This window comes from Rubrobacter sp. M3-4 (assembly GCF_059772285.1).
The window spans coordinates 229737-254964 of the sequence record NZ_JCBAJP010000003.1 but is presented as its reverse complement, the minus strand read 5'-3'; the positions used below and the strand labels follow the sequence as shown (position 1 = coordinate 254964).

25 protein-coding genes and 1 riboswitch are annotated in these 25228 nt (G+C 66.7%); of the genes, 10 read left to right on the top strand and 15 right to left on the bottom strand.

Features of this window, described 5'->3' with window-relative positions:
* The first annotated feature begins 8 nt into the window (after positions 1-8).
* On the top strand, positions 9-938 hold the full coding sequence (locus AC6EKW_RS05265) for an acetamidase/formamidase family protein (RefSeq protein ID WP_498513840.1): 930 nt from the start codon (positions 9-11) through the stop codon (positions 936-938).
* On the opposite strand, the gene AC6EKW_RS05260 is transcribed toward AC6EKW_RS05265, so the two are convergent.
* The 7 genes from AC6EKW_RS05260 to AC6EKW_RS05230 form a co-directional block, all read right to left on the bottom strand.
* On the bottom strand, positions 935-1141 hold the full coding sequence (locus AC6EKW_RS05260; RefSeq protein ID WP_273843136.1) for a DUF5683 domain-containing protein: 207 nt from the start codon (positions 1139-1141) through the stop codon (positions 935-937). The two genes, AC6EKW_RS05265 and AC6EKW_RS05260, sit on opposite strands and share 4 nt — an antisense overlap.
* Positions 1142-1164: 23 nt before the next feature.
* Positions 1165-2577: a bifunctional 2-methylcitrate dehydratase/aconitate hydratase gene (locus AC6EKW_RS05255; RefSeq protein WP_498513839.1), complete on the bottom strand. Its 1413-nt coding sequence runs from the start codon at positions 2575-2577 to the stop codon at positions 1165-1167.
* On the bottom strand, positions 2578-3693 hold the full coding sequence (gene prpC / locus AC6EKW_RS05250; protein ID WP_498513838.1) for a bifunctional 2-methylcitrate synthase/citrate synthase: 1116 nt from the start codon (positions 3691-3693) through the stop codon (positions 2578-2580).
* A gap of 1 nt (position 3694) precedes the next feature.
* Positions 3695-4600 (bottom strand): methylisocitrate lyase, encoded by a 906-nt coding sequence (prpB, locus tag AC6EKW_RS05245; RefSeq protein ID WP_498513837.1) that lies wholly within the window; start codon positions 4598-4600, stop codon positions 3695-3697.
* A 12-nt stretch (positions 4601-4612) separates the two neighbouring features.
* Positions 4613-6508: a propionate--CoA ligase gene (locus tag AC6EKW_RS05240; protein ID WP_498513836.1), complete on the bottom strand. Its 1896-nt coding sequence runs from the start codon at positions 6506-6508 to the stop codon at positions 4613-4615.
* 74 nt (positions 6509-6582) lie between these two features.
* Positions 6583-7143 (bottom strand): signal peptidase II, encoded by a 561-nt coding sequence (gene lspA, locus AC6EKW_RS05235; protein WP_273887374.1) that lies wholly within the window; start codon positions 7141-7143, stop codon positions 6583-6585.
* A gap of 27 nt (positions 7144-7170) precedes the next feature.
* A complete protein-coding gene (locus tag AC6EKW_RS05230) occupies positions 7171-7557 on the bottom strand; it encodes a YkvA family protein (protein ID WP_498513835.1) in 387 nt (128 codons plus the stop codon).
* 98 nt (positions 7558-7655) lie between these two features.
* Here AC6EKW_RS05230 and AC6EKW_RS05225 point away from each other — a divergent pair, with 98 nt between their 5' ends.
* Positions 7656-8945, top strand: coding sequence for a phospholipid carrier-dependent glycosyltransferase (locus AC6EKW_RS05225; RefSeq protein ID WP_498513834.1), 1290 nt, complete (start codon positions 7656-7658; stop codon positions 8943-8945).
* Here the strand turns inward: AC6EKW_RS05225 and AC6EKW_RS05220 are convergent.
* The 4 genes from AC6EKW_RS05220 to AC6EKW_RS05205 all read right to left on the bottom strand — a co-directional run bounded on the left by AC6EKW_RS05220 (position 8939) and on the right by AC6EKW_RS05205 (position 15846).
* Positions 8939-10471, bottom strand: a complete 1533-nt coding sequence (locus AC6EKW_RS05220) for a hydantoinase B/oxoprolinase family protein (RefSeq protein ID WP_498513833.1) — start codon at positions 10469-10471, stop codon at positions 8939-8941. The genes AC6EKW_RS05225 and AC6EKW_RS05220 overlap by 7 nt on opposite strands.
* A complete protein-coding gene (locus AC6EKW_RS05215; protein WP_498513832.1) occupies positions 10464-12446 on the bottom strand; it encodes a hydantoinase/oxoprolinase family protein in 1983 nt (660 codons plus the stop codon). Before AC6EKW_RS05215 ends, AC6EKW_RS05220 begins: the two co-directional genes overlap by 8 nt.
* 32 nt (positions 12447-12478) lie before the next feature.
* Entirely contained in the window at positions 12479-13789 is a 1311-nt protein-coding gene (locus AC6EKW_RS05210; RefSeq protein ID WP_273887379.1) for an MFS transporter, read from the bottom strand.
* Between the two features lie 170 nt (positions 13790-13959).
* On the bottom strand, positions 13960-15846 hold the full coding sequence (locus AC6EKW_RS05205; RefSeq protein ID WP_498513831.1) for a helix-turn-helix domain-containing protein: 1887 nt from the start codon (positions 15844-15846) through the stop codon (positions 13960-13962).
* A gap of 111 nt (positions 15847-15957) precedes the next feature.
* Between AC6EKW_RS05205 and AC6EKW_RS05200 the strand changes: the two genes are divergently transcribed.
* The gene (locus tag AC6EKW_RS05200) at positions 15958-16752 is read left to right on the top strand and encodes a cyclase family protein (RefSeq protein ID WP_273887589.1); all 795 of its coding nucleotides are present in this window, start codon (positions 15958-15960) and stop codon (positions 16750-16752) included.
* Here AC6EKW_RS05200 and AC6EKW_RS05195 read toward each other — a convergent pair.
* On the bottom strand, positions 16749-17660 hold the full coding sequence (locus AC6EKW_RS05195) for a glycoside hydrolase family 26 protein (RefSeq protein WP_273887381.1): 912 nt from the start codon (positions 17658-17660) through the stop codon (positions 16749-16751). The genes AC6EKW_RS05200 and AC6EKW_RS05195 overlap by 4 nt on opposite strands.
* A 173-nt stretch (positions 17661-17833) precedes the next feature.
* Positions 17834-17910, bottom strand: a riboswitch (cyclic di-GMP riboswitch).
* Between the two features lie 204 nt (positions 17911-18114).
* Here AC6EKW_RS05195 and AC6EKW_RS05190 point away from each other — a divergent pair.
* The 3 genes from AC6EKW_RS05190 to AC6EKW_RS05180 are packed head-to-tail and all read left to right on the top strand — an operon-like array spanning position 18115 to position 19797.
* Positions 18115-19143, top strand: coding sequence for a glycosyltransferase family 2 protein (locus AC6EKW_RS05190; protein WP_273887382.1), 1029 nt, complete (start codon positions 18115-18117; stop codon positions 19141-19143).
* A gap of 16 nt (positions 19144-19159) precedes the next feature.
* The gene (locus AC6EKW_RS05185) at positions 19160-19360 is read left to right on the top strand and encodes a hypothetical protein (protein ID WP_273887383.1); all 201 of its coding nucleotides are present in this window, start codon (positions 19160-19162) and stop codon (positions 19358-19360) included.
* A 5-nt stretch (positions 19361-19365) separates the two neighbouring features.
* The gene (locus AC6EKW_RS05180) at positions 19366-19797 is read left to right on the top strand and encodes a response regulator (protein WP_498513830.1); all 432 of its coding nucleotides are present in this window, start codon (positions 19366-19368) and stop codon (positions 19795-19797) included.
* Here the strand turns inward: AC6EKW_RS05180 and AC6EKW_RS05175 are convergent.
* Together AC6EKW_RS05175 and AC6EKW_RS05170 are read right to left on the bottom strand one after the other, a co-directional pair.
* Positions 19794-20498 (bottom strand): response regulator, encoded by a 705-nt coding sequence (locus AC6EKW_RS05175; RefSeq protein ID WP_498513829.1) that lies wholly within the window; start codon positions 20496-20498, stop codon positions 19794-19796. The two genes, AC6EKW_RS05180 and AC6EKW_RS05175, sit on opposite strands and share 4 nt — an antisense overlap.
* 84 nt (positions 20499-20582) lie before the next feature.
* Positions 20583-21731: a CaiB/BaiF CoA transferase family protein gene (locus AC6EKW_RS05170; RefSeq protein ID WP_498513828.1), complete on the bottom strand. Its 1149-nt coding sequence runs from the start codon at positions 21729-21731 to the stop codon at positions 20583-20585.
* A gap of 134 nt (positions 21732-21865) precedes the next feature.
* Between AC6EKW_RS05170 and AC6EKW_RS05165 the strand changes: the two genes are divergently transcribed.
* The gene (locus tag AC6EKW_RS05165) at positions 21866-22840 is read left to right on the top strand and encodes a quinone oxidoreductase family protein (RefSeq protein ID WP_498513878.1); all 975 of its coding nucleotides are present in this window, start codon (positions 21866-21868) and stop codon (positions 22838-22840) included.
* Positions 22841-22852: 12 nt separating this feature from the next.
* Here AC6EKW_RS05165 and AC6EKW_RS05160 read toward each other — a convergent pair whose 3' ends face one another.
* Positions 22853-23047 carry a hypothetical protein gene (locus AC6EKW_RS05160; RefSeq protein WP_273887388.1) on the bottom strand — a complete coding sequence of 65 codons (195 nt, stop codon included), beginning with the start codon at positions 23045-23047 and terminating at the stop codon, positions 22853-22855.
* Between the two features lie 117 nt (positions 23048-23164).
* Here AC6EKW_RS05160 and AC6EKW_RS05155 point away from each other — a divergent pair, with 117 nt between their 5' ends.
* The 3 genes from AC6EKW_RS05155 to AC6EKW_RS05145 are packed head-to-tail and all read left to right on the top strand — an operon-like array spanning position 23165 to position 25206.
* Positions 23165-23623, top strand: a complete 459-nt coding sequence (locus AC6EKW_RS05155; protein WP_273887389.1) for a MarR family winged helix-turn-helix transcriptional regulator — start codon at positions 23165-23167, stop codon at positions 23621-23623.
* Positions 23604-24407, top strand: coding sequence for an ABC transporter ATP-binding protein (locus AC6EKW_RS05150; protein ID WP_498513827.1), 804 nt, complete (start codon positions 23604-23606; stop codon positions 24405-24407). Before AC6EKW_RS05155 ends, AC6EKW_RS05150 begins: the two co-directional genes overlap by 20 nt.
* Positions 24364-25206 (top strand): ABC transporter permease, encoded by an 843-nt coding sequence (locus tag AC6EKW_RS05145; RefSeq protein ID WP_498513826.1) that lies wholly within the window; start codon positions 24364-24366, stop codon positions 25204-25206. Before AC6EKW_RS05150 ends, AC6EKW_RS05145 begins: the two co-directional genes overlap by 44 nt.
* The last annotated feature ends 22 nt before the right edge of the window (positions 25207-25228 follow it).

Sequence of the window (25228 nt, the reverse complement as noted above, 5' to 3'; positions counted from 1 at the left end):
GGAGGAGTATGGCGCAGCAGGCTTACACGGTGGATCACGTCGTCCCGCGGGACCAGGTCGTCTTCAGCTTCGGGCCCGAGATGAAGCCCGTGCTCGAGGTGTCCCCGGGAGAGGTCGTGACCTTCGAGACGCAGGACTGCTTCTCCGGGCAGATACGGAGCGAGGGCGATCTGGTGACCGACATAGACTTCTCGCGCGTCAACCCGGCCACCGGGCCGGTCGCGGTGCGCGGTGCGGAGCCGGGGGACAGCCTGATCGTCGAGATCCTCGACATCCGGACCGCCGGGCAGGGGGTCGCGACGATCATCCCCGGCTACGGTCAGCTCATAGACCTGGTCGACGCACCGGTGACGAAGATCCTGCCGGTGGAGGACGGCATCGTGCGCTTCGACGACCGGATAAGCTTCCCCGCCAGGCCGATGGTCGGGGTGGTGGGGGTCGCCACCGGCGGCGAGACGCTCGAGAACGCCCTGCCCGGCAGGCACGGCGGCAACCTCGACGACCACCTGCACGGTGTCGGGACGAAGATTTACTTCCCCGTCCGCCAGCGGGGAGCGATGTTCGCCGTGGGGGACATGCACGCGAGCATGGGCGACGGCGAGATCTGCGGCACCGGCATCGAGATAGCCGGGGAGGTGACCGTGCGCTTCGATCTCCTCGAGGGCCGGCAGGCGAACTGGCCGGTCTCCGAGACCGGGGACGCCTGGATCTCGCACGGAACCGTCCCGGATTACCCGGAGGCGATGCGCGAGGCGTGCCGGGAGGCGGCCGCCCTCCTGCGTTCGCAGTGGGGGATGAGCTACGAGGACGCCTTCATCTTCCTCAGCGTGCGGGCCGACGTGGGGGTGGCACAATCCTGCAAGCCTTCTCCCTTCGCGAGCATCGCCCGCGTCGTCGTGCCGAAGCTGGAGGCGCTGCCGGGCCCGTTCCGGCTCTAGCGGACCGGGTTCTTTCTGGCGTAGCTGTAGGCGGTGTAGGCCGAGACGACGTGAGCGACCCACCCGAGGAGGCCGCCCGTCCCGATCCAGAGCCCGGGCGTGATGATCAGCCACAGGATGCCCGCGAGGATACGCCCGTTGTAGAACTGGCCCACCCCCGGGATGATGAGGCTCAAGACCGCCGCAAGTCCCGGATCGCGCATGCGCCGTACTCTACCACACTCGCCTACAGCGCGAGCAGACCCATCAGCTCGTCGACCGGGGTCTCCTCGAGCCGCTCCTGCTCCGAGAGGAGCTCCTCGAGCGCCGCGAGCTTCTTCCTGGGGAGCCGGGTCGCGGCGTTGGCGCGGAACTTCTCCTCCAGCAGCGGGATGCCCTCCTTCCTGCGGCGGCGGTGGCCGATGGGGTACTCGACCTCGACCTTCTGCGTCGAGGTGCCGTCGCGGAAGAAGACCTGCACGGCGTTCGCGATCGAGCGCTTCTCGGGGTCGAGGTAGTCCCGGCTGTATCGTTCGTCCTCTTTCACGGTCGTCTTCGCCCGCAGCTCGTCTATGCGGGGGTCTTCGGCGAAGGAGTCCTCGTAGGAGTCGGCGGTGATCTCGCCGAAGATCAGGCCGACGGCCGTGATGTACTGGATGCAGTGGTCGCGGTCGGCCGGGTTGTTGAGCGGCCCCTCCTTGGCGATGATCCTCATCGCCGACTCCTGCGTCGTGATCTCGACGCGTTCGATCTCCTCCAGCCGATCCCTCACCTCCGGGTTCAGCCGGATGGCGGCCTCGGCCGCCGTCTGGGCGTGGAACTCGGCGGGGAAGGAGATCTTGAAGAGCACGTTCTCCATGACGTAGCTCTCGAACGGGCGGGCGAGCTTTATCTCCCTCCCCCCGAAAAGAGCGTCCTGGAAGCCCCACCCTTCGGCGGAGAGCGCCTTCGGGTAGCCCATCTCGCCGGAGATGGCCATCATCGCGAGCCTCACCCCCCGGCTCGTGGCGTCCCCGGCCGCCCAGGACTTCCGGCTGCCGACGTTCGGCGCGTGGCGGTAGGTGCGCAACGGCCCGCCGTCTATGAACGCCCCGGAGACGGCGCTCTCGACCTCCTCGCGCCCGCCGCCGAACAGGCGCGTCGCCACCGCCGCCGAGGCCACCCGCACCAGCAGCACGTGGTCGATGCCCACCCGGTTGAAGGCGTTCTCGAGCGCCAGGACGCCCTGTATCTCGTGCGCTTTTATCGCCGCGGATAGCACGTCGCGCACGTGGAGGGGATCTCCGCCCTCCGCGCGCCTCTTGCGGCTCAAATGGTCGGAGACGGCCAGGATCGCGCCGAGGTTATCCGAGGGGTGGCCCCACTCGGCGGCGAGCCAGGTGTCGTTGTAGTCGAGCCAGCGGATGGAGGCGCCGATGTCGAAGGCGGCCTTGACGGGGTCGAGCTCATAGGGGGTCCCCGGCACCCGCGCGCCGTGCGGCACCACCGTCCCCGGCACCGCCGGCCCGAGCAGCTTGGCGCACTCCGGATAGCGCAGCGCGAGGAGGGCGCAGCCCAAAGAGTCCATCAGGCAGTAGCGGGCGGTCTCGCGCGCGAGCGGACTGGCCGGCTCGTAGGTGCAGACGTACTCCGAGATCCTATCTATGACCTCATCCGCCATCTATCTCTCCTCCAGGGGGACGAACTCGCGTCTTTCGGGGCCGGTGTAGTTGGCGGAGGGGCGGATGATCTTCCCCGACTCCCGCTGCTCTATGACGTGCGCCGACCACCCGGAGGTGCGGGAGAAGACGAAGAGCGGGGTGAACATCTCCGTGGGGATGCCGCAGAAGCGGTAGGCCGAGGCGCTGTAGAAGTCCAGGTTGGGGAAGAGACCCTTCTCCTCGTGCATGAGCGTCTCGATGCGCTCGCTCACTGCGTACAGGTAGCCCTCTTCGTGTCCCTCGGAGAGCCGCCTGGACCAGCCCTTTATGATGTCCGAGCGGGGATCGACGCGGGTGTAGACCGGGTGTCCGAAGCCCATCAGCCGCTCGCCGCGCGCGAGAGCCTCGTAAAGGCCCTCCTCGGCCTCCTCGGGGGTGCGGAAGCGCTCGATGAACTCCATCGCCGCCTCGTTCGCCCCGCCGTGCAGCGGGCCGCGCAGCGCGCCTATCGCGCCGGTTATCGCGGAGTAGAAGTCCGAGCCGGTGGAGGCGATGATCCTGGCGGTGAACGTCGAGGCGTTGAACTCGTGCTCGGCGTAGAGGATGAGCGAGACGTCGACCGCCCGCCGCTGCTCCTCTTCGGGCTCGCGGCCGTGCAGCAGGCGCAGGAAGTGCCCGGCGAGGGAGTCCTCCCCGGTGTCGGTCTCGATCCTCTTGCCGCTGTGGGCGAAGTGGTGCCAGTAGAGGAGCATCGAGGGGAAGCAGGAGATGAGCCGCTCCCCGATCCGGCGCGCGTCCCGCTCCTCTCCCTCGTGCTCGAGCGTCCCGAGCATCGAGCAGCCGGTGCGCAATACCTCCATCGGGTGGGTGGAGGCCGGGATCCTCTCCAGGACCGTCTTCAGCTCGTCCGGCAGCCCCCGCAGCCCCGAGAGCTCTCTCTTGTATTCCTCGAGCTCCCTCTCGTTCGGGAGCTCCCCGCGGATGAGGAGGTGCATCACCTCCTCGAAGGTGGCCTTCTCTGCGAGGTCTTCTATGGGGTAGCCGCGGTACTCCAGGCTGTCGCCCGAGCTTCCGACCGTACAGATCGCGGTGTCCCCGGCGATCGCCCCCGACAGCCCGACGCTCTTCTTTGCCAACTTATCCCTCCCTGCCTCTCGCGAACAGCCGGTCGAGCTCCCTCTCGTACTCCTCGTAGCCCAGGAAGTCGTAGAGCTCGCTGCGGGTCTGCATCTCCCCGACGACGCCCTTCTGGGTGCCCTCTTCGCGGATCGTCCGGTAGACCTTCAGGGCCGCCGCGCTCATCGCCCTGAAGGCCGAGAGCGGGTAGAGCGCTAGCCCGACCCCTACCTCCGCGAGCTCCGCAGTGGTGAACAGCGGTGTCTTCCCGAACTCCGTGATGTTGGCGAGGACCGGGACGTCGAGCGCCTCGGTGAAGCGCCGGTAGTCTTCGAGCCCGGTTACGGCCTCGGCGAAGATCGCGTCGGCTCCGGCCTCCTGGTAGAGCTTCGCGCGCCCGACGGCCGCGTCGAGCCCCTCGACGGCCACCGCGTCGGTGCGGGCCATCACCACGAAGTCGGGGTCGGTCTTCGCCGAGGTGGCCGCCTTCACCCGGTCGGCCATCTCCTCCGGCTCGACCAGCTCCTTGCCGGGCCGGTGCCCGCAGCGCTTGGCCTGCACCTGGTCCTCGATGTGGATCCCGGCGACGCCGGCCCGGATCATCTCGCGCACCGTCCGCCCGATCACGAACGCCGGCCCGAAGCCCGTGTCCGCGTCGACCAGAAGCGGCAGATCGGTCACCCCCGTGATCCTGCGCGCGTCGCAGAGTACGTCGTTCAGGTTGGTCATGCCGAGGTCCGGCAGGCCGTACGAGGCGTTCGCCACCCCTGCCCCCGAAAGATAAAGGGCCTTGAAGCCCGCGCTCTCGGCCAGAAGAGCCGCGTAGGCGTTTATGACGCCCGCGACCTGCAGCGGCCTCTCCTCGCTCCAGGCCCGCCTCAAACGGGCCCCCGGCGAGGGTGCCGCCCCGTTCTCCGTCAGGCTCATGTTACTCCTCTCTCATGCTCTCTCCTGTTCGGCGGCCCGGATTCCCTCGAGCGCCGAAGGGTCTTCCAGCGTCGAGAGGTCGCCCGGGTCCCGGCTCTCGGCCACGGCCTGGATGCCGCGCCGCAGCAGCTTCCCGCTGCGCGTCTTCGGGAGCGCCCCCACGAAGTGTACCCGCTGCGGGCGGGCCACCGTGCCGACCTTCTCCGCGACGAGTTGCTTTATGGATGACTCTAACCCGGGGGAGGGCTCGGCGTCCTCCTTCAGCACGACGTAGGCGAAGATCGCCTGCCCCCGGTACTCGTCGGCGACGCCGACGGCCGCGGCCTCCGCCACCGCCGGATGGGCGCTCAGCGCCTCCTCGATCTCCCGCGTCCCGAGCCGGTGGCCGGCGACGTTTATAACGTCGTCGGAGCGACCCATCATGTAGTAGCGGCCGTCCTCCGCGCGCATCGCCCAGTCGAAGGTCGAGTAGAGCTCCTTATCCGGGAAGCTCGAGAAGTAGGTCGAGACGAAGCGTTCGTCGTCGCCCCAGACGGTGGACATGCACCCCGGCGGCAGCGGTGCCTTGATCGCGAGGATACCGCGCTCGCCTGGGCCGACCTCCTCGCCGCTCACCTCGTGCATCACCCGGAGGTCGTAGCCGTAGCAGGGGAAGCCGGCGCTGCCGGGCACCACCGGCTCGTCCTCGAGCCCGGGGAGCATCGCGCTCAGGATCGGCCAGCCGGTCTCCGTCTGCCAGTAGTTGTCCCGCACGGAGACGCCGAGCGCCCCGGAGATCCAGCGGGCCGTCGGCTCGTCGAGCGGCTCTCCGGCGAGGAACAGGTTCCTGAGCGAGGAGGTGTCGTGCTCCTCCATGTACGAGGTGCCCTGCTTCCTGAGCGCCCTTATCGCCGTGGGGGAGGTGAACATGGTCTGCACGCCGTGCTCCTCGACGATGCTCCACCAGATCCCGGGGTCCGGCCTCACCGGGAGCCCCTCGTAGACGATGGTGGTGAGGCCGTACAGGAGCGGGCCGTAGACGATGTACGAATGTCCCACGACCCACCCGATGTCCGAGGCGGTGAACATCGTCTCGCCGGGATTGGTGGCGAAGACGTGCCTCATCGAGGCGGCGAGCGCAACCGCGTATCCTCCGGTGTCGCGCTGGACGCCTTTGGGGGTGCCGGTCGTCCCGGAGGTGTAGAGGATGTAGCTCGGCTCGCTCGACTCCAGCCACTCGACCGGGACCTCCTCGCCGAAGTGCTTCTCTCTGAGCGCGGCGTAGTCGAGGTCCCGGCCCTCCTCGAGGTTCAGGTTCTCGTCGATGTGCCGGTTGCATACCACGACGTGTCCGGGCGGGTGTTCTGTCATCCCGAGCGCCTGGTCCACGAGCGGCTTGTAGCGGATGACGTTGCCGCCGCGCATCCCGGCGTCCGACGTGATCAGGGCCTTCGGCCGGGCGTCGTCTATCCTCCTGGCGAGGTTCTCGGCAGCGAACCCGCCGAAGACGACCGAGTGTATCGCTCCGATCCTGACGCACGCCAGCATCGCGAAGATCGCCTCGGGCATCATCGGCATGTAGACGACCACCCGGTCGCCGCGCCCGACGCCCAGCTCTCTGAGCGAGGCGGCGAAAGCGTTCACTTCGGCGTGAAGCTCGCGGTAGGTGAAGGACTTCTCCTCGCCGGTCTCGCTCGAGACGTAGACGAGGGCCTTCTGGTCGCCGCGGGATTCGAGGTGGCGGTCTACGGCGTTGTGGCAGAGGTTCGTCTCGCCGCCCGGGAACCAGCGGGCGAACGGCGGACGTGAGTAGTCGAGCACCCGCTCGAATTCGGTGTGCCAGTCCACGAGCCGTGCCTGCTCGGCCCAGAAGCCGTCCCGATCTTCGAGCGAGCGGCGATGGAAGGCTCGGTACTTCTCAAGGCTCATCTCTCCTCCCTTCCCTTCGCGGGAGCTTCCTCCACACGGATGAAGGATACAACGCGAGGAGGGGGTTCTCCGTCCTAGGCCCGCTCCTTACGGGAAGAGGCTATCAGGAGTAGGAACGCACCGACCACGATGGCCGTGTCGGCGAGGTTGAAGACGGGCCAGTGCTCGAGCGGCCAGAAGCGCAGGTCGAGGTAGTCGGTGACCTCGCCGCGCAGAAGACGGTCGGTCAGATTCCCTGCCGCGCCTCCCAGCACGAGGCCGCACCCGAGGGTGACGACCTTCGAAGGGCCTAAAGAGAAGAGGATCCAGAGCACGAACCCCACCGCGACCGCGCTGCCGGCCACGAGCAGCACGCTACGGCCGGCGAGGATGCCGAAGGCTCCGCCGGAGTTCTCGATGTAGGTGATGTCGAGCACGCCGGGGATCGCGACCAGGCTCTCACCGAGTCGCATCGAGCCGCGCACGATGCTCTTTACCGTCTGATCGAGCGCGAGCACGAGTGCCGCGACGGCGAACGCCGCGAGAAGGGAGCGGGCGGCGCTCGTCTTCTGGTGTCCAGGGTGCTTCTTCTGCGCGTCCAATGTCCTCGGGAAGATCGTACCATCCTCGCCGGGCGGTCGTCGCCCGGACGGCACGGCTCCGTGGAGGTTGCTCTCGTCTGGTCAGAGAAGCGCCCGGATGAACAGCACCAGGGCTACCACCGTTGCGACCCAGAGGCAGACCACGACGACCGCGGCAACCCGGCTACCGGCCGGAGGATCTGCGCTGCGGGCCCGCTCGCGGCACTCCGCGAGCACCTCGTTCGGGATGAGGCGTATCGCCAGCGCCACGCCGATTGGGACGAGCACGAGATCGTCCAGATAACCGAGGATGGGGATCGGGTCCGGGATCAGGTCCACCGGGCTCAGCGCGTAGCCTACGACGCAGGCGGCGAAGAGCCGTGCGTGCAGCGGCACCCGGGGGTCGCGGTAGGCCAGATACAGGGCGTGCACCTCCTGCCCGAGAGCCCGGGCGCGGTCTCTCAGATGACGCAGGGCTTTTCTCGGCACCGCCGTGGACACCTCCGGGGGATTGCCCGCCGCGACTTTACCACGCGGTGCGGGGCCGAGACTGTAAAGAGGTCAAAAACGTAGTAACGTTCGCGGTTGTGAAATCCAGGATGGACATCCCGGGCAGGTCATACCGATGGGCCTTTGGGGCGCTGGTGCTCCTGACCCTGCTCGCGGTGGCGCTCGGGGTGGCCGCGCGCGTCTACCACCTGGGGTTCCCGGACAAGAGGATGTGGGACGAGGTCTACTTCCCGGTCTTCGCGCGCAACTACCTGGTGGGCAAGAACTTCTTCGATCTGCACCCGCCGCTCGGCAAGTTCATCATAGCGGTGGGGCTGCTCATCTACGGCGATACCCCGCTCGGCTGGCGGGTGATGTCCGACGCTTTCGGGGTGGGCATGATCTTCATCGCAGTCGGGGCGGGGTGGTATTTCCTCAGGGACCGGGCGGCGGCCCTGTTGATGGGGCTCTTCGTCGCCTCGGAGACGATGTTCATCGTCTACTCGCGGGCCGGGCTTATGGACGGCATCCTCACCTTCTTCGTCCTGGCGACGATGGCCGCGGCCTGGCGGACGAAGACGCTGCGCGGGGTGGCCTTCACGGCGCTCCTGTTCGGGCTCACCGTGGCGATCAAATGGGCCACGGCACCGCTGGTCATCCCCGCCGGGTACGTGATGTGGCGCAAAGGGTACCTGAGGCCGTTCATCGGGAGCCTGTACATCTCGGTCGTCGCGTACCTGATCGTGGTCTACCTCGGCCAGCTCATAAACCACGACCACAACCCCTGGCGGGCGTTCGTGGACGTGTGGCTCTGGCACATAAAGGCTGCCGAGCAGATCACCCGCGCCGTGCCCAACACCGAGGCCTCGCCGTGGTGGGCCTGGCCGCTGATGACCCGGCCGATCCTGTTCTTCTACCGCCCGGCCGCGGCGGGTGAGCCGGTGAGGACCGTTCTCGCGCTGGGGAACCTGGCGATCTGGTGGCCCGCGACACTCTCGGTGCTCGCCGGGATCTACGAGCTGGGGCGCCGCCTGCTGCTGCGGCTCCCGGTGGCCGATCATCCACTGGTCCCGATAGTGCTCGGGTGGATCTTCCTGCTGCTTCCTTGGGTGCCCGGGACCCGCATCCCGTTCGTCTACAACTACTTCCCGGCCTACGCGTTCGCGCTGCTGGCGCTCGCCTACTGGGCCCTCGTGATCTGGCGGCGTCGGCCGTGGCTGGTGGTGGGCTACTGCGCGGTGGTCATAGGGGTCGCGATCTACTTCCTGCCGATGACGATGGGGCTGCCGATGAGCCCGGTCAGCCTGAAGGACCACCTGTGGCTTTTGAGCTGGAACCACCCAGAGTACATAAGGACGTTCCAGATCAACCGCATCTTCCCCTACTGAGGCTCGCCGTAGCCGCCGCCCCCCGGGGTCATGACCGTGACCTCGTCGCCGGGGGCGAGCTCCAGGCTTTTCTTCGGCGGCAGCTCCTCCCCGTTCAGGAGGTTTCTGCCGGTTGCGCCGGGATGCCCCCCGCGCCTGCCCTGCGGAGGATGGCGTCTGCGGTCGGTGAGGAGCGAGAGGGTGGCCGCCTCCAGTACCTTCACCGACCGGACGAGCCCGTCGCCGCCGCGGTAAAGGCCCTCTCCGCCGGTGCCGCGTCGGATCTCGTAGCGGGTCACCCGCATCGGGTACTCGAGCTCGAGCGCCTCTATCGGGGTGTTCAGCGTGTTGCTCATCGAGACGTGGACGCCCGAGGGACCGGGACCCTTCGCGCTGGCGCCCTGCCCGCCGCCGATGGTCTCGTAGTAGGTCCAGCCGCGGCCGCCGATGATCAGATTGTTCATCGTTCCCTGTCCCTGCGCCGGCAGATCCGCGACCTGCGAGAGCGCCGAGATCACCGTGTCCGCGATGCGGTTGGAGGTCTCGACGTTGCCGGCGACGACGGCCGAGGGGCTCCTCGCGTCGAGCAGGCTGCCTTCGGGCACCGAGATCTCGAGCGGGGCGTATGTGCCGGCGTTGGCCGGGACGTCCTCGGGCAAGAGTAGCCGGAGCGCGAAGTAGCAGGCGGAGCGGGTGACGGCGAGCGGGCAGTTCACGTTGCCCGGTACCGCCGCGGCGGTGCCGGAGAAGTCTATCTTCATCTCGTCGTTGCGTACCTCTACGGTGACCCGGATCGGGATGTCCTCCTCCGTCACGCCGTCGCCCTCCAGGTAGTCGGTCGCGGTGTAGACGCCGTCTGGGAGCGCCCGGATCGCCTCTCGGGTGCGCCGCTCGGTGTAGGCGAGGACCTCCTCGAAGGCGGAGAGGACGACTTCCTCACCGCGCCGCTCGATGAGCTCGTTCAGACGCCGCTCCGCGAGGTCGTTCGCGGCGATCTGGGCCCGCAGGTCGGCACGCCGCAGGGCAGGGGTGCGGACGTTGGCCAGGATGAGGTCGAGGACTTCGTCCTGGTACTCTCCTCCCCGCACGATCCTCACCGGCGGGATGATGAGCCCTTCCTGGAAGATCTCCCGCGAAGCCGCCGGCATGGATCCCGGGCTCATCCCGCCCACGTCGGAGTGGTGGGCCCGGGTGACGGCGTAGCCCAGGATCTTGCCTTCGTGGGCCATGGGGGAGACGAGGGTTATGTCCGGCAGGTGGGTTCCTCCGGAGTAGGGGTCGTTCAGGACGTAGACGTCTCCCGGCGCGGCGCCGAGCGCCATGACCGCCGCGACCGCCTCGGGCATCGCCCCGAGGTGGACCGGGATGTGCTCGGCCTGGGCGACCATCCGGCCTTCGGCGTCGAAGATCGCCGCCGAGCAGTCGCGCCGCTCCTTGATGTTCGAGGAGTAGGAGCCGCGGATCAGGAGCGCCCCCATCTCTTCGGCGATGCCGGAGAGGGCGCTGGTGAGCACCGAGAGCGTGACCGGGTCCATCCCGCTAACCATCCTCTCGCTCCAGCACGAGCGTGCCCGCACCGTCCACCTCCCCGCGCCATCCCGGGCGCACCAGGCACGTGGCCTCGTCGAACTCGACCACCGCGGGGCCTTCGACCCGCGAGCCTTTCCCCATCCTGCTCCTCTTCAGCACCGGAACTTCCTCCCATCCCTCCTCGAACTCTACCCTGCGGCGTTCGGTCACGGGATCTCCCTGCGCCTCTCCTTCTTCGAGCAGCGGTCGCTCTACCGGAGAGATGGCCGTCAGGCGCAGGTTGACCAGCTCGACCGGCTCTTCTTCCATCCGGTAGCCGTAGCGCCGCTCGTGGGCCTCGTGGAAATTCCCTTCGAGCTTCTCCACCACATCCGCCTCGACCGCCAGCTCGAACGCCTGTCCCCGGTATCGCAGGTCCGCCCGGCGGCGGAGACGGGGCGATTCGAGATCCGAGGCGGCTCCCTGCTCCATCTCCACGAAGATGCGTTCGATCTCCTCTGGGTCGGCCTCCGCGAGCGGGCGGAGGAAGGGGGAGACGTAGTCCCGCCTGAGCTCCGAGATGGCCAGACCGAGCGCGGAGAGCACGCCCCCCGCCTTCGGGACGAGCACCGTGCGCATCCCGAGCTCTTCGGCGAGCGCGCAGGCGTGCAGCGGCCCCGCCCCCCCGAAGGCGACGAGGGCGAACTCCCGCGGGTCGAGCCCGCGCTCCACGCTGATCACGCGCAGGGCGCGCACCATCTCGGTGTTGGCGACCCTTATGACGCCGAGGGCCGTCTGGTGCGCGTCGAGACCGAGCCTGCGGCCGAGTTTCGCAAGGGCCCTCTCCGCGAGCTCCCGCCTCAGGACGACCTCGCCTCCCAGCCGCGCCCCGTCGCGCAGGTAGCCGAGGAGCAGGTTGGCGTCGGTGACGGTCGGATCTTCTCCGCCGAGCCCGTAGCAGGCCGGTCCCGGGTCCGCCCCGGCGGAGTGCGGACCAACCCGCAGCGCCCCTCCGGCGTCCGCCCAGGCGACCGATCCTCCCCCGGCGCTCACCGTGTGCACGTCGACCATGGGCAGTTTGATCGGCACCCCCGCGACCACCGACTCGGTGGTCGTGAGCGCCTCGCCGTCGAGGATCGGGGCGGCATCAGAGCTGGTCCCGCCCATATCCAGCGTGAGGACGTTTTCGTAGCCGCTCGCCCGGGCCACATACGCCGCGCCGACGACCCCGCCCGCCGGCCCCGAGAGCACGCACCCCGCCGCGTTTCGGGCCGCGTGTCCGATCTCCACGACCCCGCCGGAGGACTGCATCACCAGCGGGGAGGGGAGTCCCGCCGCTTTCGCTTTCCGGGAGAGGTTCTCCAGGTAGGAGGTCAGCCTGGGGGCGAGGTAAGCGTCGGCCGCTGTCGTCGAGAAGCGCTCGTACTCCCGGAACTCGGGCAAAACCTCGCTCGAGAGCGAGACGTGCACCCCCGGAAGCTCGCGCCGCAGCACCTCGCCGACGTGCCGCTCGTGCTCGGGATGCGAGAACGAGAAGAGCAGGCACACCGCAACGGCCTCCACCTCCGCCTCGCGCAGCGCCCGCACGGCCTGCCTCAGGCTCTCTTCGTCCAGCGGCTCGATCTCCCCGTCCGGCCCCATCCGCTCGCGCACGGTGAACCTGAGCTCCCGCGGCACCAGGGGCGGCGGGCGGTCCTTCGAGAGGTCGTAGAGCGAGGGGCGGTTCTGGCGGCCGATCTCGATCACGTCCCGGAAGCCCTCGGTCGTGAGGAGGGCCATCCTCGCCCCGCGCCGCTCGAGCAGGGCGTTGGTGGCCACGGTCATCCCATGGGCGAACGCGGTGACCTCCCTCTCCCGGAGGTTCGCCGCGCGGATCGCTGCCATCACGCCCTCCGACTGGTCGCGCGGGGTGGAGGGAACCTTCGCGGTGACGATGCCCCCTTCCACGAGGGCCACCAGATCGGTGAAGGTTCCCCCGACGTCCACGCCCAGCCTGAGCCCGTTGCCTCGCAAGCTGCCCCTCTCTCTCCGGTCTCGCACCTCGTTCAGTTTATCGGGACGAACCGTTTGCCGCGGGTCTCGGGCAGGAGCAGGAGCGCGACGACGCAGGCGGCGTATCCGACCGCGCCGAGGGCTATCGCCGCCAGCCCGACCTTCGCGGCGAGGATGCCGATGACGAGCGGGAAGAACCCGCCCACGGCCCTCCCGAAATTGTAGGTGAATCCCTGTCCAGCCCCCCGGGCGCGGCTCGGGAAGAGCTCGGCCAGGTAGGATCCGAAGCCGCTGAAGATGCCCGAGGCGAAGAAGCCTAGCGGGAGACCTAGGACGACGAGCAGCCCGTTCGCGCCTTCGGGTATCCGGGTGTAGCCGATGAGGAGCACGGCGCTGAGGATGGCGTAGAGCGCGAAGGTCTTCCTGCGCCCGATCAGGTCGTGCAGATAACCGCTGATCACGTACCCCAGGAACGAGCCGATGATCACCGTGGCCAGGTAGGAGCCGGTGCCCACCGCGTTCAGGCCCCGGGCCTTCTCCAGATACGAGGGGAGCCAGGTGAAGATCGAGTAGTATCCGCCCTGCGCTCCGATGGCGAGCAGGGAGGCCGCTGCCGTTCTCCCTATGAGGTCGTGCCGGAAGATCTGGACGAGCGGGCTCCTGGTCGCACCGCTCTCCACGGCTTCGCGGCTGCGGGCCTCGCGGGCACGACGGGTCTTCAGGTAGACCTCCGGTTCGTCGACCTTACGCAGCACGTAGAGGATGAAGAGGGCGGGGAGTATCCCGATCCAGAAGAGCGCCCGCCAGGCCACGTTCTGCGGGAGAATGCTGAAGACGACGGTGAAGGCGACCACCGCCCCCGCCCAACCCGGCGCCCAGGCGCTCTGCACCCAGCCGAGCACCCTGCCTCTCTGCGCAGGATCCGACATCTCCGAGACCAGAAGCGCGCCGGCGGCCCACTCACCGCCGAACCCCAGCCCCTGCAGCGCCCGGAAGAACAGCAGCGCCTCGTAGTTCGGCGAGAGACCGCTCAGAAACGTCCCGCCGCAGTAGAATGCGATCGCGAGCACCAGCGTCCTGACCCGGCCTATCCTGTCGGCGAGGATCCCGGCCAGAACACCCCCGAGCGCCGAGACGACGAGGCTCACGGTCGCGATGAGCCCTGTCTCCCCTTTGGATAGGGCGAAGGTGGCCGCGATCCCGGAGAGCGCGAGCGAGAGGATCATGTAGTCGAACCCGTCGAAGGCCCATCCTCCGAAGCTCGCCCAGAACGCCGGGCGGCCCTTCTCCCCGAGAGAGCGGTACCACTCGAAGCTGAACGTGTCCTTGAGAGAGGTGTTCTGCGTCTGGTTCCCGGCCGCCATACTCCTCCTTTTCGACAACCGATTCCCCTGTAGAAATCTGCCTCGAGCGGAGTATAGGACTGGGTGCAGAGGGACGTGTATAGGGGAATAACCAATGTGTCGGTTTGATTTTGTGAAATATTACGAGGCTTGTGAGGCTGAGGTCTGAAAGCTCGTGATGGATGCTCGCATCAAGCGCCGGTCGGTTCCTGATGATCGGTGCTGAGGGCTCTTGCCATCATGGCCAGCTTTATCTCCAGGATGTCGTCGAGGTCTGTAAGGTCCCTCTGGAGCAGGCTGGATATACGTTCCAGGCGGTATCTGACGGTGTTGTGATGTACGTGGAGGGCCCGTGATGTCCTCGATGGGCTGAGGCCATTTGTCAGGTAAGAACGAAGGGTATCCAGCAGGTCATCCCGGCCTGAGAGGGGGGCCAGAGTCTCGCGGGCGGACCTGACCAGCCACTCCCTGTCTTTGCTACGCAGCAGCAAGCTGTATGCTCTCCAGTCGTCTTGGCAGACTACCCTTTCTGCTGCATCGAGCGCCTCCGTCAGATCCAACAACCTCGTCGTCTCCCGGTGATGTTCGGGTAGTTTCTTCAGGCTGGAGCAGGGGGCGCTGATGCCGATGCGCACCTGGAGCCCTGGTGCCCTGTTTCTCATGATTTCGAGTAGCCTCGCGGCCATACCGCGAAGGTCTTCTTCCGGGCGCGTGAGTAGGGCGGTGATACTCTGCATCCCGGTGCGACGGGCGATTCCACACGAGCCGCCCGAGACAAAGTCTCGAACGATCCCCAGGAGTCTTCCAGCCAGCTGTCCCGATGCTTCAGGGGCAATCCTCCGCCGTTCGAGATATCCCCAGAGAGATTCGTGTTGGATTACGAAGAGCCTGTACGGACCTTCGTGGTCTACTCCGTAGCCACGAAGCTTCTCTTTCAGAGCCGGTTCGTCCCCGGAGTCCGGGCTGAGAAGCTCCGCGAGTAGATCACCTCTGATGCGCTCCTCTGCCTCTCGGGCTATGCGCCGACGGGTCGTGTAGAGCGTGTACACGGTGGCCGCCTGCTCCAGGGTCCTCGAGAAGAAGCTGCTTTGGGTGTCTGACGGGAGTGGTGTCGAGAGATAGCCTGTCTCGGAGCCTCCGAGGTCTATCGGTGTGACGATGATGGTTTCACCGGGCTTTCCGGTGGCCGTTTTTAGTCGGTAAGCCCTGCCCGTTTCCCTGATCCCGGAGAATCTATCTTTCTCCGCCTTGGTCAGTCCATGGAACCCGCCTGCCGCGGTCGAGATGGGCTTGAGGTTTTCATCTTGAAGGACGACCGGGACGTCTCCCAGCAAACCCGAGAGGGTGTCGGTGATCTTCTGCAATGAGCAGTCCTCTTCGAGCAACAGTCCCGTCAGAAGTTCATGTGCCGTCTCCGATCTCTGCAGGAGGGCGTTGCGGGAGGCGATCTGCTCGTTGAGCGCGTTGAGTTCTTTGATGGTGCGGCGTTGCTCGTCCATCAGGCGTGCGATGCCGACGGCGGTTGCCGCCTGTTCCGCTACGATCATGAGGGTCTCCACCTCGTCTTCGGAGTAGCTCCTCGGTTCGTCGTAGCAGTTGAGGACTCCTATGGCTTCGTCCCGGAACACCAGCGGGAGCGCGACGATGGATTTGTAGCCTGCCTTCAACGCGGCCTGACGCCAGGGTTTGAACCTCGGGTCTTCTACTATGTCGGGTGCGTAGACGGGCATGCGTGTCCTGTAAGCCTGTGCCGTTACCGACCGTGCAGCCGGGCTCTCACCTCTTATCTTCTGCTTCAGGGTCGTGTTCAGGGCGCTGACGTATTCGTCGCTGAGACCGAAGTGGCCTTCTATCAGCAGGTCTCCCGTCTCCTCGTTGGCGAGCAGTATCGCGCAGTACTTGTGCCCCATTGTCTGGGAGACCTTCTCCGCTATGAGGTTGAGCGTGACGGAGAGGGGTTGGATGAGGTTGAGTGATTTCGAGATCGACCTGAGGGCACGTAGCAGGTCCCTGAACGTTCGCCCCGTATGATCGCCGGTTTTCGCGCCCGCTCCGCCCGTGAGATCAGGGTTATCCATCTGTTCGTCGGATGCTAGCGCGTTTTGAACGAAACTTCAGGGCTGTCCGGGATTGACTGGTCGTCCGAGAGGATGGAGACTCTCACCGGAGCGAGAAGGGAGGAATGCGTGATGCGTTTGCCCGAAGGAGCCCGCATCTTCGACCTGGAGCAGCCGCGGACGGAGGCGATGCCGGTCTACCCCGCGCACCGTCCCGGATACTCCTACCTGCTGCACCGGCGTCACGAGGACGAGTACGACCCACAGACCTCCGGTCCACGCTCGAGCGCCTCCGGGATCATCTTCTGCACCGACCACACCGGCACCCACATAGACGCCATATGCCACCAGTCGAAGGATCTGAGGCTCCACGGCGGCATCCCGGTGGGTGAGGCGCAGGGCACGCGGGGCTTCTCCACCCTCGGGGTCGAGGAGATCCCACCCATAGTCGCCCCGGGTGTCCTCCTCGATGTGGCGGCCAAGGAGGAGGCCGGGGCTCTGGAGCCCGGCTACGCCGTCACCGCGGAGGATCTGGTGGAGTGCTGCCGGCGGCAGGACGTGGAGGTGCCGGAGGGCGGGGTCGTCCTGGTGCGCACCGGAAACGCCCGTCGCTGGGATGACGTCGAGAACTACCTCGCCGGACCGGGGGTCTCGACGGAGGCTTCGCGCTGGCTGGCGGACAGGGGCGTTGCGGCGGTGGGAGCCGACAACGTGGCGTGGGACGTGCCGGGACGGAGGGACCCCGAGCTGGGATGCCTGCTGCCCGGGCATCTGATTCTGCTGGTCGAGCGAGGAATCTACATAGTCGAGAACCTCACGCTCGAGGAGCCCTCCTCCGAGGGGATATACGAGTTCCTCTTCGTGTGTGCCCCACCCAAGTTCGTCGGTGCGACCGGTGCCCCTGTCAGGCCGCTCGCCGTCGTCTAGCGCCTGCGATAGAGGGGGCTCGCGGCGGCCTTCCGCCAGGCCCTGAGTGCTGAGGGCGAGGAGTTGATGCGCCAGTCGGTCTCCTTGTCCGCGTCGAACCATACGACGGCCTTCACCCGCGGGAAGCGAGACGGGATCTCATCGAGGAGCGCCCTATTGATCCAGCGTGCTTTGTTGCCCCCGTGCTCGGTCGAGGCTATCTCCGGGATCATGAAGGGCTTTTTGCTCAACCTGCCCGCCATCCGGTAGGAGCGGGAAAAGATCTCGGCCGCGCTCTGCCAGCTCGACCAGGGCTGTGTGTTGCCCCAGTTGTATCCGTCGAGCCCGACCCAGTCCACGTAGGCGTCTCCGGGGAAGACCTTTTCGAAGGGCGTCGAGCCCTCGTAGTAGACGACCGGACACCACACCCACCGCACCTTGCTGGCCCCTGCCCGCCGGAACATTCTGTGCACCTTCCTCCAGACCGCTACGTACTGCCGCGCGGTGTTGCCGTTGACTCCGGGGCTCCAGGTGTCCCAGTCGGCGTTCATCTCCGCCGCGAAGCGCAGGTAGAACGGCCTGCCCCATGCGGCGGCTCGCCGCGCCCAGCGCCGGATGTAGGGGTCGTGTGCTCCGGAGAGTATGCGTTTTAAAGAGTAGCGGGGCTGGTGTGTCCTGTTGCCGTTCCAGTCCCAGGGTTCCCAGCTCACCATCGGGATCGCGCCCCGTCGGCGGGCCTGGTTCATGTACGAGGCGTTGAAGGGCATCTTCCAGTCCTGAAACCAGTGGATTATGCGTGGCGGGTTCCCCGAGAGACGGGTGTACTCGTCTATGCTGCTGAAGTCCCATGGCAGGGTGGCCGTGAAGGCGCCGAGGGCGATGTGGCGTTGGGCCGCGAGGGCCGGCACCGGCGGGAGCGCAGCGGACACCCCCAGTGCTCCCAGTCCTGCCGTCCCGGTCTTGAGAAAAGTCCTTCGGCTCATCCGTAGAGGATGGCTGGAGGGTGCGTTTGACCCGGATGTCGAGACCGCTGCTGCCACCTGCGCTCCTTCCTCCGGCCGCTCCGGTGGCGGGAACGCTCTGCCGCACGCCGTGCGGGACCTTCGGCAACCCGGCTGCCTCATGGGGAGGCCCGTGGCTTTGCGTCCCCGCCTCGCGGCGGGTTTGCTCTTTCGGTTTTCCCTGCAACCCTGGTTATCGGATGGGGGAGAGAATAACTTGAGCCTCGTACATCCCGGGATATACGAAAAGATCCGCCCTTCGGAGGATCCCGAAATGCACCCCGGGTAGACGTTTTCGAACCCTGCGCGGGGCAGACTTATTCCCGTGATGATAGAGCTGAAGCAAAGCACGGGACGGGATGTATCGCCTCTCGGAAGAATCGTGGTACTCATCCCGGCGCACGACGAGGAGCAAGCTATAGCGCGTTGCGTGGAGCACGTTCTCGCCCAGAGTCGGGTTCCGGAGAGGGTCGTGGTCATAGCCCACAACTGCTCCGACGGAACCGCGGAGCAGGCCAGAGAAGCCGGGGCGGAGGTCATGGAGGTGGAGGGGGGAAGCTGCAAGGCCGACGCGCTCAACGAGGCGTTCGAGCGGCTGGACGACGCGCTCGCTCCGGAGGACGTCCTCATGGTCGTCGATGCCGATTCATATCTCTCGTCCGGATTCGTCGCGAACGGCGCCGCCTGGCTGGAGAAAGGATACTCGGCGGTGGGTGGGGTGTTCCGGGGACGCGATGACGTCAGGGGCGGCCTGGTGAGCCGCTACGTCGCCTTCTGCGAGCAGCAGGAGTACCTGCGCTACGAGCGTGACGTGGCCCGCAAGGGTGGGAAGGCGCTCACGCTCACGGGTACGGCGATGATGATCCGGGTGGCGGCGGCCAGGGAGGTGCGTGATTCCCGACCCTACCGCAGGCTCTACACCCGTTCGAGTCTGGTCGAGGACCTCGAGATCTCGGTACGCCTCGTCAACCTCGGACACCGGGTCGTTGCCCCCGTCGCCTGCTCGCTCACCACCGAGACGATGAGCGGTTTCAGGAAGCTCTGGAAGCAGCGGGTGCGGTGGAAGGAGGGGGCCGTGCGCACCGTGATGCAGTACGGGCCGGTGCGCGGCACCAGGACGCTGACGCTCATGCTCGCGTGGGGTGCGCTCGGGATGCTGGCCGTGGCGGCCTACTTCGCCACGCTCATCTGGGGTATCGGGACGGGACACTTCAGGCTCTACCCGATATGGATCGCGGCGAGCGCGATCTTCGCGCTGGAGCACGCGGTGACGGTGTATCGGCGGGGAGGGCCGGTGAGGGCGCTCGTGGGGGCTACCCTGCTCTTCGAGATGCCCTACGAGCTGTTCTTGCTCGCCGCACACGCCTACAGCTACTACAGGGCCGTGTTCAGGCCCTCTACCGATTGGTGAAAGAAAGGAGAAAGACATGTATGGGAAAGCTGCTGGAATCGGAGCCGGAGCGGGAGGGGCCGCGGCCATCCAGACCCTCCCGGAGACCGGGGGATCACCGCTCGCGGCGCTCGGCCTCGTGACCGACCCAACGAGCATCTATTTCTGGATCGCGCTCTTCGCGCTCGTGTGCGTGGTGGGTGCCATCTGGAGGATCCTCCCGCGTCGGGAACGGTAGAGCGCATGAGGCTGCTGCTCGCGCTGGGGGATCCGATCTCGTGTACCATACTGGGCCGCTTCGCCGGAAGACGCGGGCATGATGTGTCCTCGGCCGATAGCGGTAGGGAGGCGATGGAGCTCTGCAGGAGCTCCAGCGCCTTCGACTGTGTCGTATGTGGAACCCGGCTACGGGACATGAGCGGCGCCGAGTTGTGCGGGAGGATACGTGAGCTCCCGCGGGAGGGACTGGCCTTCTACCCCTACCTGCTCGTGGTCTGCGGGCAGGACGAAATACCCTGCGGGCGGGATGCCGTACGGGCGGGCGCCGACGGGATCCTTTGGGAGCCCCTCGGACCGGAATCCCTCGAGATCGGTTTCATCGCGGCCGAAAGGGTCAGCGCCGTCTACGGTAAGGCGGCGCTGGCCGGAGGAGATAGAGGCCTTCGGGATGGCTAACCTTCATCTCGACCGGGAGGGATGAGCCCCAGGCGTATGGCCAGCACGGCGGCCTGTGTTCGATCGGAGACGCCGAGCTTGGAGATTATGCGGTGGACGTGGGTCTTGATGGTGCCGACGCTCAGGTGTAGTTCATCGGCCATCTGCTGATTGCTCTGTCCCGCGGCGATGCGTCCCAGGATCTCACGCTCTCTGTCGGTCAGTTCTCCGAGCAACCTCTCGCGTTCCTTCGATGAATCTCCGGATCCTGCCACCGGATCCTCCGAGAGGTGTTTGAGCAGGCGCATGGCCAGCTCCTGATCCAGCGGGGCTTCGCCCCGGATCACACGCTGCAGCGCACTTCTTATCCGTGTGAAGGCGTGCTCCTTGAGCAGGTAGCCCGAGGCCCCGGCCCGGATCGCCTCGAGCAGATAGTCCGGTCTGTCGTAGGCCGTGACGATCATGACCACCGTCGAGGGCTTCTCCTGCTTTATGCGTCGGGTGGCCTCTATGCCGTCGAGCCCCGGCATCTCGATGTCCATCAGGACGACGTCGGGGTTTGTTTCGCGGAAGAGCCTGAGCGCTTCTTCTCCGCTCCCCGCCTCTCCCACTACCTCCATCCCGGGCTCGGAGGAGATAATGCTCTTGAGACCGACCCGTATGAACTCGTGGTCGTCCGCTATGACCACCCTTACGGGTCTCTGACCGTGCTCGGCTTCCATGTTTCTCCCCCCACACCCGACGTGCCGGGTGTACTACGGACTGTGGAAGGGATTCTATCCGCTAGGGAGCCGAAGGGCCATGCCTCACTCCCAGCTGTCCTCCTCGTCGTGCTCCCCCAAGAGCGGCGGATGGCGCCGGATGCTGGGTCTTTTGCCGTCGAGGACGAGGGGGGAGCCGACGGTCCGGAGCCGCCCGGCGGTGGGGTGATCCACCTCCCGCAGGATTCCCGAGGCGAGCACGTGCGGATCCTGGAAGACCTCGGTGAGGCTGTTGACCGGCCCGCAAGGTACTCCTGCCTCCCGGATTCTGCGCACCCACTCCTCCGCGCTTCGCTTCTCGAACACCCGCTGCAGCTCCGCGACCAGCTCCCACCGGTTCTCGACCCGCTTCGGGTTGGTCGCGTAGCGCTCGTCGCGGGAGAGGTCTTCCCGGTCTATCGCCCGGCACATCCTCTCGAACTGGGCGTCGTTGCCGACGGCGAGGGCTATCGGGCGGTCGGAGGCGTGGAAGGTCTGGTAGGGGACTATCGTGGGGTGCTCGTTGCCCATCCTCCCGGTGTCCTCGCCGGAGATCAGGTACTCCTGGGCGCGGTTGGCGAGCCAGGAGACGGTGCTCTCGAAGAGCGGCACCTCTATGCGTGCTCCCTCTCCCGTCTCCGAGCGCCGGCGGAGGGCCGCCAGTATGGCCACCGCCGCGTACAGCCCGCACACGATGTCCGCGACCGCCACCCCGACCTTCGTCGGCTCTCCGTCGGGGTGTCCGGTTATCCCCATGATCCCGGCCCGCGCCTGCACGAGGAAGTCGTAGCCCGGCTCGTTCTCGTCCGGACCGGGCCCGAAGCCGACTATCGAGCAGTAGACGAGGCCGGGGTTCTTCTCTTTCAGCGCATCGTAGCCGAGCCCGAGCTTTGCGAGGGCGCCCCGCCGCAGGTTCTCGATGAGCACGTCGGCGGTGCTCGCGAGCTCCCTGACCCGCCCGAGGCCCTTCTCGGTCTTGAGGTCCAGCGCTACCGAGCGCTTGTTGCGGTTGACCGAGAGAAAGTACGCCGACTCCCCGCCGGCGAACGGCGGGCCCCACTGCCGGGTGTCGTCGCCGCGCTTGGGATGCTCCACCTTGATGACGTCGGCGCCCAGATCTCCGAGCACCATCGTCGCGAACGGTCCTGCGAGAACGCGCGAGAGGTCCAGCACCCTGAGTCCTTCCAGCGGGAGTTCTTCTTTCTCGTGGGGCATGGGTAGAGCTCCTTCCAGTGCCTTCGGCCCCGGAGTTTACCCGAGGGAATGATGTCCGCGGCTGACTTTGGGATATAGTCTCTTCCGCAGGCTCGTTCGAAGGTCCCGCGGGAGGAGATATGGCGTTGGAACGAATGCATGCCGTACTCGTCGAAACGTTCGGCGGTCCGGAGGTTCTGGAGTACGTCGAGGTGGAACGTCCTTCACCCGGCGAGGGGGAGGTCCTGATCGAGGTTCGTGCTTCAGGCGTCAACTACGCGGACACCATGCGTCGCAGAAACACCTACCTGGTGCCGCAGGAGCTGCCCTTCATCCCCGGCTCGGAGGTCGCCGGGATCGTCGCCGGGGTCGGAGAGGGTGTGCGGGGTGTCTCGGTCGGCGACCGGGTCGTCGCGCTCGTAGGGACCGGCGGCTACGCCGAGTACGTCACCGCCCCGGCAGGTTCACTGATTCCCATCCCCGACGGCCTGGGCTTCGATGAGGCCGCCGCCGTCCCGCTGCAGGGCCTGACGGCCTACCACATCCTCAAGACCTCCGGCCGGCTCGCTGAGGGAGAGAGCGTCTTGGTCCACGCCGCCGCCGGAGGGGTCGGAAGCCTCGCGGTCCAGATGGCGAAGCTTATGGGGGCGGGGACCGTCATCGCCACCGCGAGCAGCCGGAAGAAGCTAGAACTCGCGGCTTCTCTGGGCGCGGACGTCCTGATCGACTACACCTCCGGAGACTGGCCGGAGAGGGTGAGGGAGGCCACCGGCGGGCGCGGGGCGGACGTGATCCTGGAGATGGTCGGCGGAGACTTCCCCGAGAAGAACCTCTCCTGCCTGGCGACCTTCGGGCGGATGGTCGTCTACGGCGCGGCGAGCGGCCAGCGGGGAAGCCTGACCCCGGCGAGCCTGATGTACCGCAACCAGACCGTCACCGGGTTCTACCTCCCCCGTATAACGTCCCGCCCGGAGATCTTCGCCCCGAGCCTGCAGGAGATGCTCCACTGGCTCTCGACCGGAGACCTCAGGTTGATCATCGGCGGACGCTACCGGCTCGAAGACACCTCGAAGGCCCACGCAGATCTCGAGGGACGCAAAACCACCGGCAAGCTTATCCTGAACCCCTAGAGAACGCCCGGCTCAGCCGGTGTGGAAGATCGCCCGCACTATCCGACAGAGGGCATAAAGGGCGACATACCCCACACCCCCACCGCGCCGCAGGTCGAACATGCGGATCACAAGCGCATGAGCCTTGCTCTGCGCGAACCCCGCCCGCGGCACGACACGCCGCTCCTCCTCGACCGCCTCCTTGACCTCGGTCCGCTCCATCTCCACGGCTCTGATCCTCCGCTTCTCTCTTACTCCCTCCAAAACATGTTAGCACCAGCCGTCCACCCATTTTGGTGGGATTTACATTGACGCACAATATAAATTGGCTTTAAATATATTGACATGAATATCGAAGGTGGAGAAGCCCTTTCGGAGCGTCTGGTCGAGGATCTGATGTCGCTCTGGCGCATTCTGCGTGGGGTGACCAACCCGATGAAGCGAGGTGAGATCACGCCGCAGCAGTACTGGCTCTTGCGTCAGCTGTGGCGGGAGGGGCCGATGAGCATCGGGGAGATTGCGAGATCCCTCGGGATCACGCAGGGTTCTGCGACGAGCGCCTGTCAGAGGCTCGAGAGGGCGGGGATGGTCAGGAGGGAGCGTCAGGCGGAGGATGAGAGGGTTGTTCTGGTGGAGCTCACGGAGAAGGGGCGCGAGCAGTATGAGGGGTGGAAGAGGCGGCGGCGCGAGGTGCTCTCCGGGCTCGTCTCGGTTCTGGATGAGGGGGAGAAAAGAGAGCTCAGCCGGCTCATAGAGCGGGTTCTCGAGGCCGCGGAGGAGAGGGTTGAAGAAGACCGCCGTTGAGGTGAGGGGGCTCGTCAAGCGCTACGGGGACGTCGTCGCCGTGGGAGGGGTCAGCTTCGAGATCTCAGAGGGGGAGATCTTCGGCCTGATCGGGCCCAACGGGGCTGGGAAGACGACGACCATCCAGGTGATGACCACGCTGGTTCCCCCGACCTCCGGGAGGGTGCTCGTCGGCGGGCTCGACGTCGTGCGGGAGGGGTTTCGGGTACGTTCGATGCTCGGGTACGTTCCGCAGGCACTCTCCGCGGATGGTTCGCTGACGGGATATGAGAACCTGCTCGTCTTCGCGAAGCTGCTCGGGCTCCCGCGGGAGGAGCGCAAAAAGCGCGTCGAGATGGCGCTCCGGAGGATGCGGCTCGAGGATGCCGCCGGGAGGCTGGTGAAGCAGTACTCCGGTGGGATGGTGCGCCGTCTCGAGATAGGGCAGGCCATCCTGCACCAGCCGCGACTGCTGGTGCTGGACGAACCCACCATCGGGCTCGACCCCACGGCCCGACGTTCGGTGTGGGAGGTCATAGAGGAGCTTCGGAAGGCTTCCGGGATGACCGTGCTCGTCACCACCCATTACATGGAGGAGGCAGAAGCCAACTGCGAGCGGGTCGCGATAATGAACCACGGCCGGATCGCTGCGATCGGCACGCCGGAGGAGCTCGAGCGGGGCGTGGGACGTCCCGACGGTACGCTGGAGGACGTCTTCACCGCGCTCACCCGGGATCAGGCCGAATCAGGAGGGAGCTATCGTGAGACGAGGCAGCTACGCCGGAGGATCCGGCGCTTCGGTTGAGGGGGGGCCGCCGCCGGCGGACTTTCTGGATGCCATGTGGCGCTATCTGAGGGGTGCGGCGGTGGTGGCGGAGATAGAGATGAGGAAGCTGCGCCACGATCCCACGGAGATCTTCACGCGGGCTGTGCAGCCGGTGTTGTGGCTCGTGGTCTTCGGGCAGGCCATCTCCCACCTGCGGGCGATACCCACGGGACATGTCGACTACCTGACCTTCATGGCTCCCGGCATCCTCGCGCAGTCGCTGATGTTCATCTCGATCTTCTACGGGCTCACCATAATCTGGGACCGGGATCAGGGTATCCTGCAGAAGTTGCTGGTGATGCCCGTGCCGCGGGCGAGCTTCGTGACCGGCAAGGGGCTCGGAGCAGGGGTGCGGGCGACGAGCCAGGCCGTGGTGATCTTCATCGTCGCGCTCGTCCTCGGCGTGAAGATCCACTGGAGCGTGCCGGGCGTCGCCGGGACGCTCGCCGCGGTGGTGGTCGGGGCGAGCCTCTTCTCGACCATCTCGATGCTCGTGGCGATAGTCCTGAAGACCCGGGAGCGCTTCATGGGCTTCGGGCAGGTGATCACGATGCCGCTGTTTTTCGCGAGCAACGCGATCTACCCGATCGGGATGATGCCGGGCTGGCTGAAGGCGCTCGCCACGATCAACCCTCTGAGTTATCTGGTGGATCTGTTGCGAGGATATCTGGTTTCGGGGCGGGTTCCCGGGGCCGCCACGGACTGGGCGGTCCTGCTGGGGGCATTGGTTCTGGCCCAGGTCGTCGCCGCGCGCACCTACCGGAGGATCCTCGTCTGAACCGGTGCTCGGGCGTCGGAAG

Excerpts from the sequence above, each read along its gene's own strand:
- AC6EKW_RS05210 (WP_273887379.1), bottom strand. The coding sequence starts at position 13,789 with ATGGCGGCCGGGAACCAGACGCAGAACACCTCTCTCAAGGACACGTTC.
- AC6EKW_RS05185 (WP_273887383.1), top strand. The coding sequence starts at position 19,160 with ATGTATGGGAAAGCTGCTGGAATCGGAGCCGGAGCGGGAGGGGCCGCG.
- AC6EKW_RS05220 (WP_498513833.1), bottom strand. The coding sequence starts at position 10,471 with ATGGTTAGCGGGATGGACCCGGTCACGCTCTCGGTGCTCACCAGCGCC.
- AC6EKW_RS05260 (WP_273843136.1), bottom strand. The coding sequence starts at position 1,141 with ATGCGCGATCCGGGACTTGCGGCGGTCTTGAGCCTCATCATCCCGGGG.
- prpB (WP_498513837.1), bottom strand. The coding sequence starts at position 4,600 with ATGAGCCTGACGGAGAACGGGGCGGCACCCTCGCCGGGGGCCCGTTTG.
- AC6EKW_RS05255 (WP_498513839.1), bottom strand. The coding sequence starts at position 2,577 with ATGGCGGATGAGGTCATAGATAGGATCTCGGAGTACGTCTGCACCTAC.
- AC6EKW_RS05155 (WP_273887389.1), top strand. The coding sequence starts at position 23,165 with ATGAATATCGAAGGTGGAGAAGCCCTTTCGGAGCGTCTGGTCGAGGAT.
- AC6EKW_RS05265 (WP_498513840.1), top strand. The coding sequence starts at position 9 with ATGGCGCAGCAGGCTTACACGGTGGATCACGTCGTCCCGCGGGACCAG.
- AC6EKW_RS05170 (WP_498513828.1), bottom strand. The coding sequence starts at position 21,731 with ATGCCCCACGAGAAAGAAGAACTCCCGCTGGAAGGACTCAGGGTGCTG.
- AC6EKW_RS05180 (WP_498513830.1), top strand. The coding sequence starts at position 19,366 with ATGAGGCTGCTGCTCGCGCTGGGGGATCCGATCTCGTGTACCATACTG.
- AC6EKW_RS05175 (WP_498513829.1), bottom strand. The coding sequence starts at position 20,498 with ATGGAAGCCGAGCACGGTCAGAGACCCGTAAGGGTGGTCATAGCGGAC.
- AC6EKW_RS05200 (WP_273887589.1), top strand. The coding sequence starts at position 15,958 with ATGCGTTTGCCCGAAGGAGCCCGCATCTTCGACCTGGAGCAGCCGCGG.
- AC6EKW_RS05205 (WP_498513831.1), bottom strand. The coding sequence starts at position 15,846 with ATGGATAACCCTGATCTCACGGGCGGAGCGGGCGCGAAAACCGGCGAT.
- AC6EKW_RS05240 (WP_498513836.1), bottom strand. The coding sequence starts at position 6,508 with ATGAGCCTTGAGAAGTACCGAGCCTTCCATCGCCGCTCGCTCGAAGAT.
- AC6EKW_RS05165 (WP_498513878.1), top strand. The coding sequence starts at position 21,866 with ATGCATGCCGTACTCGTCGAAACGTTCGGCGGTCCGGAGGTTCTGGAG.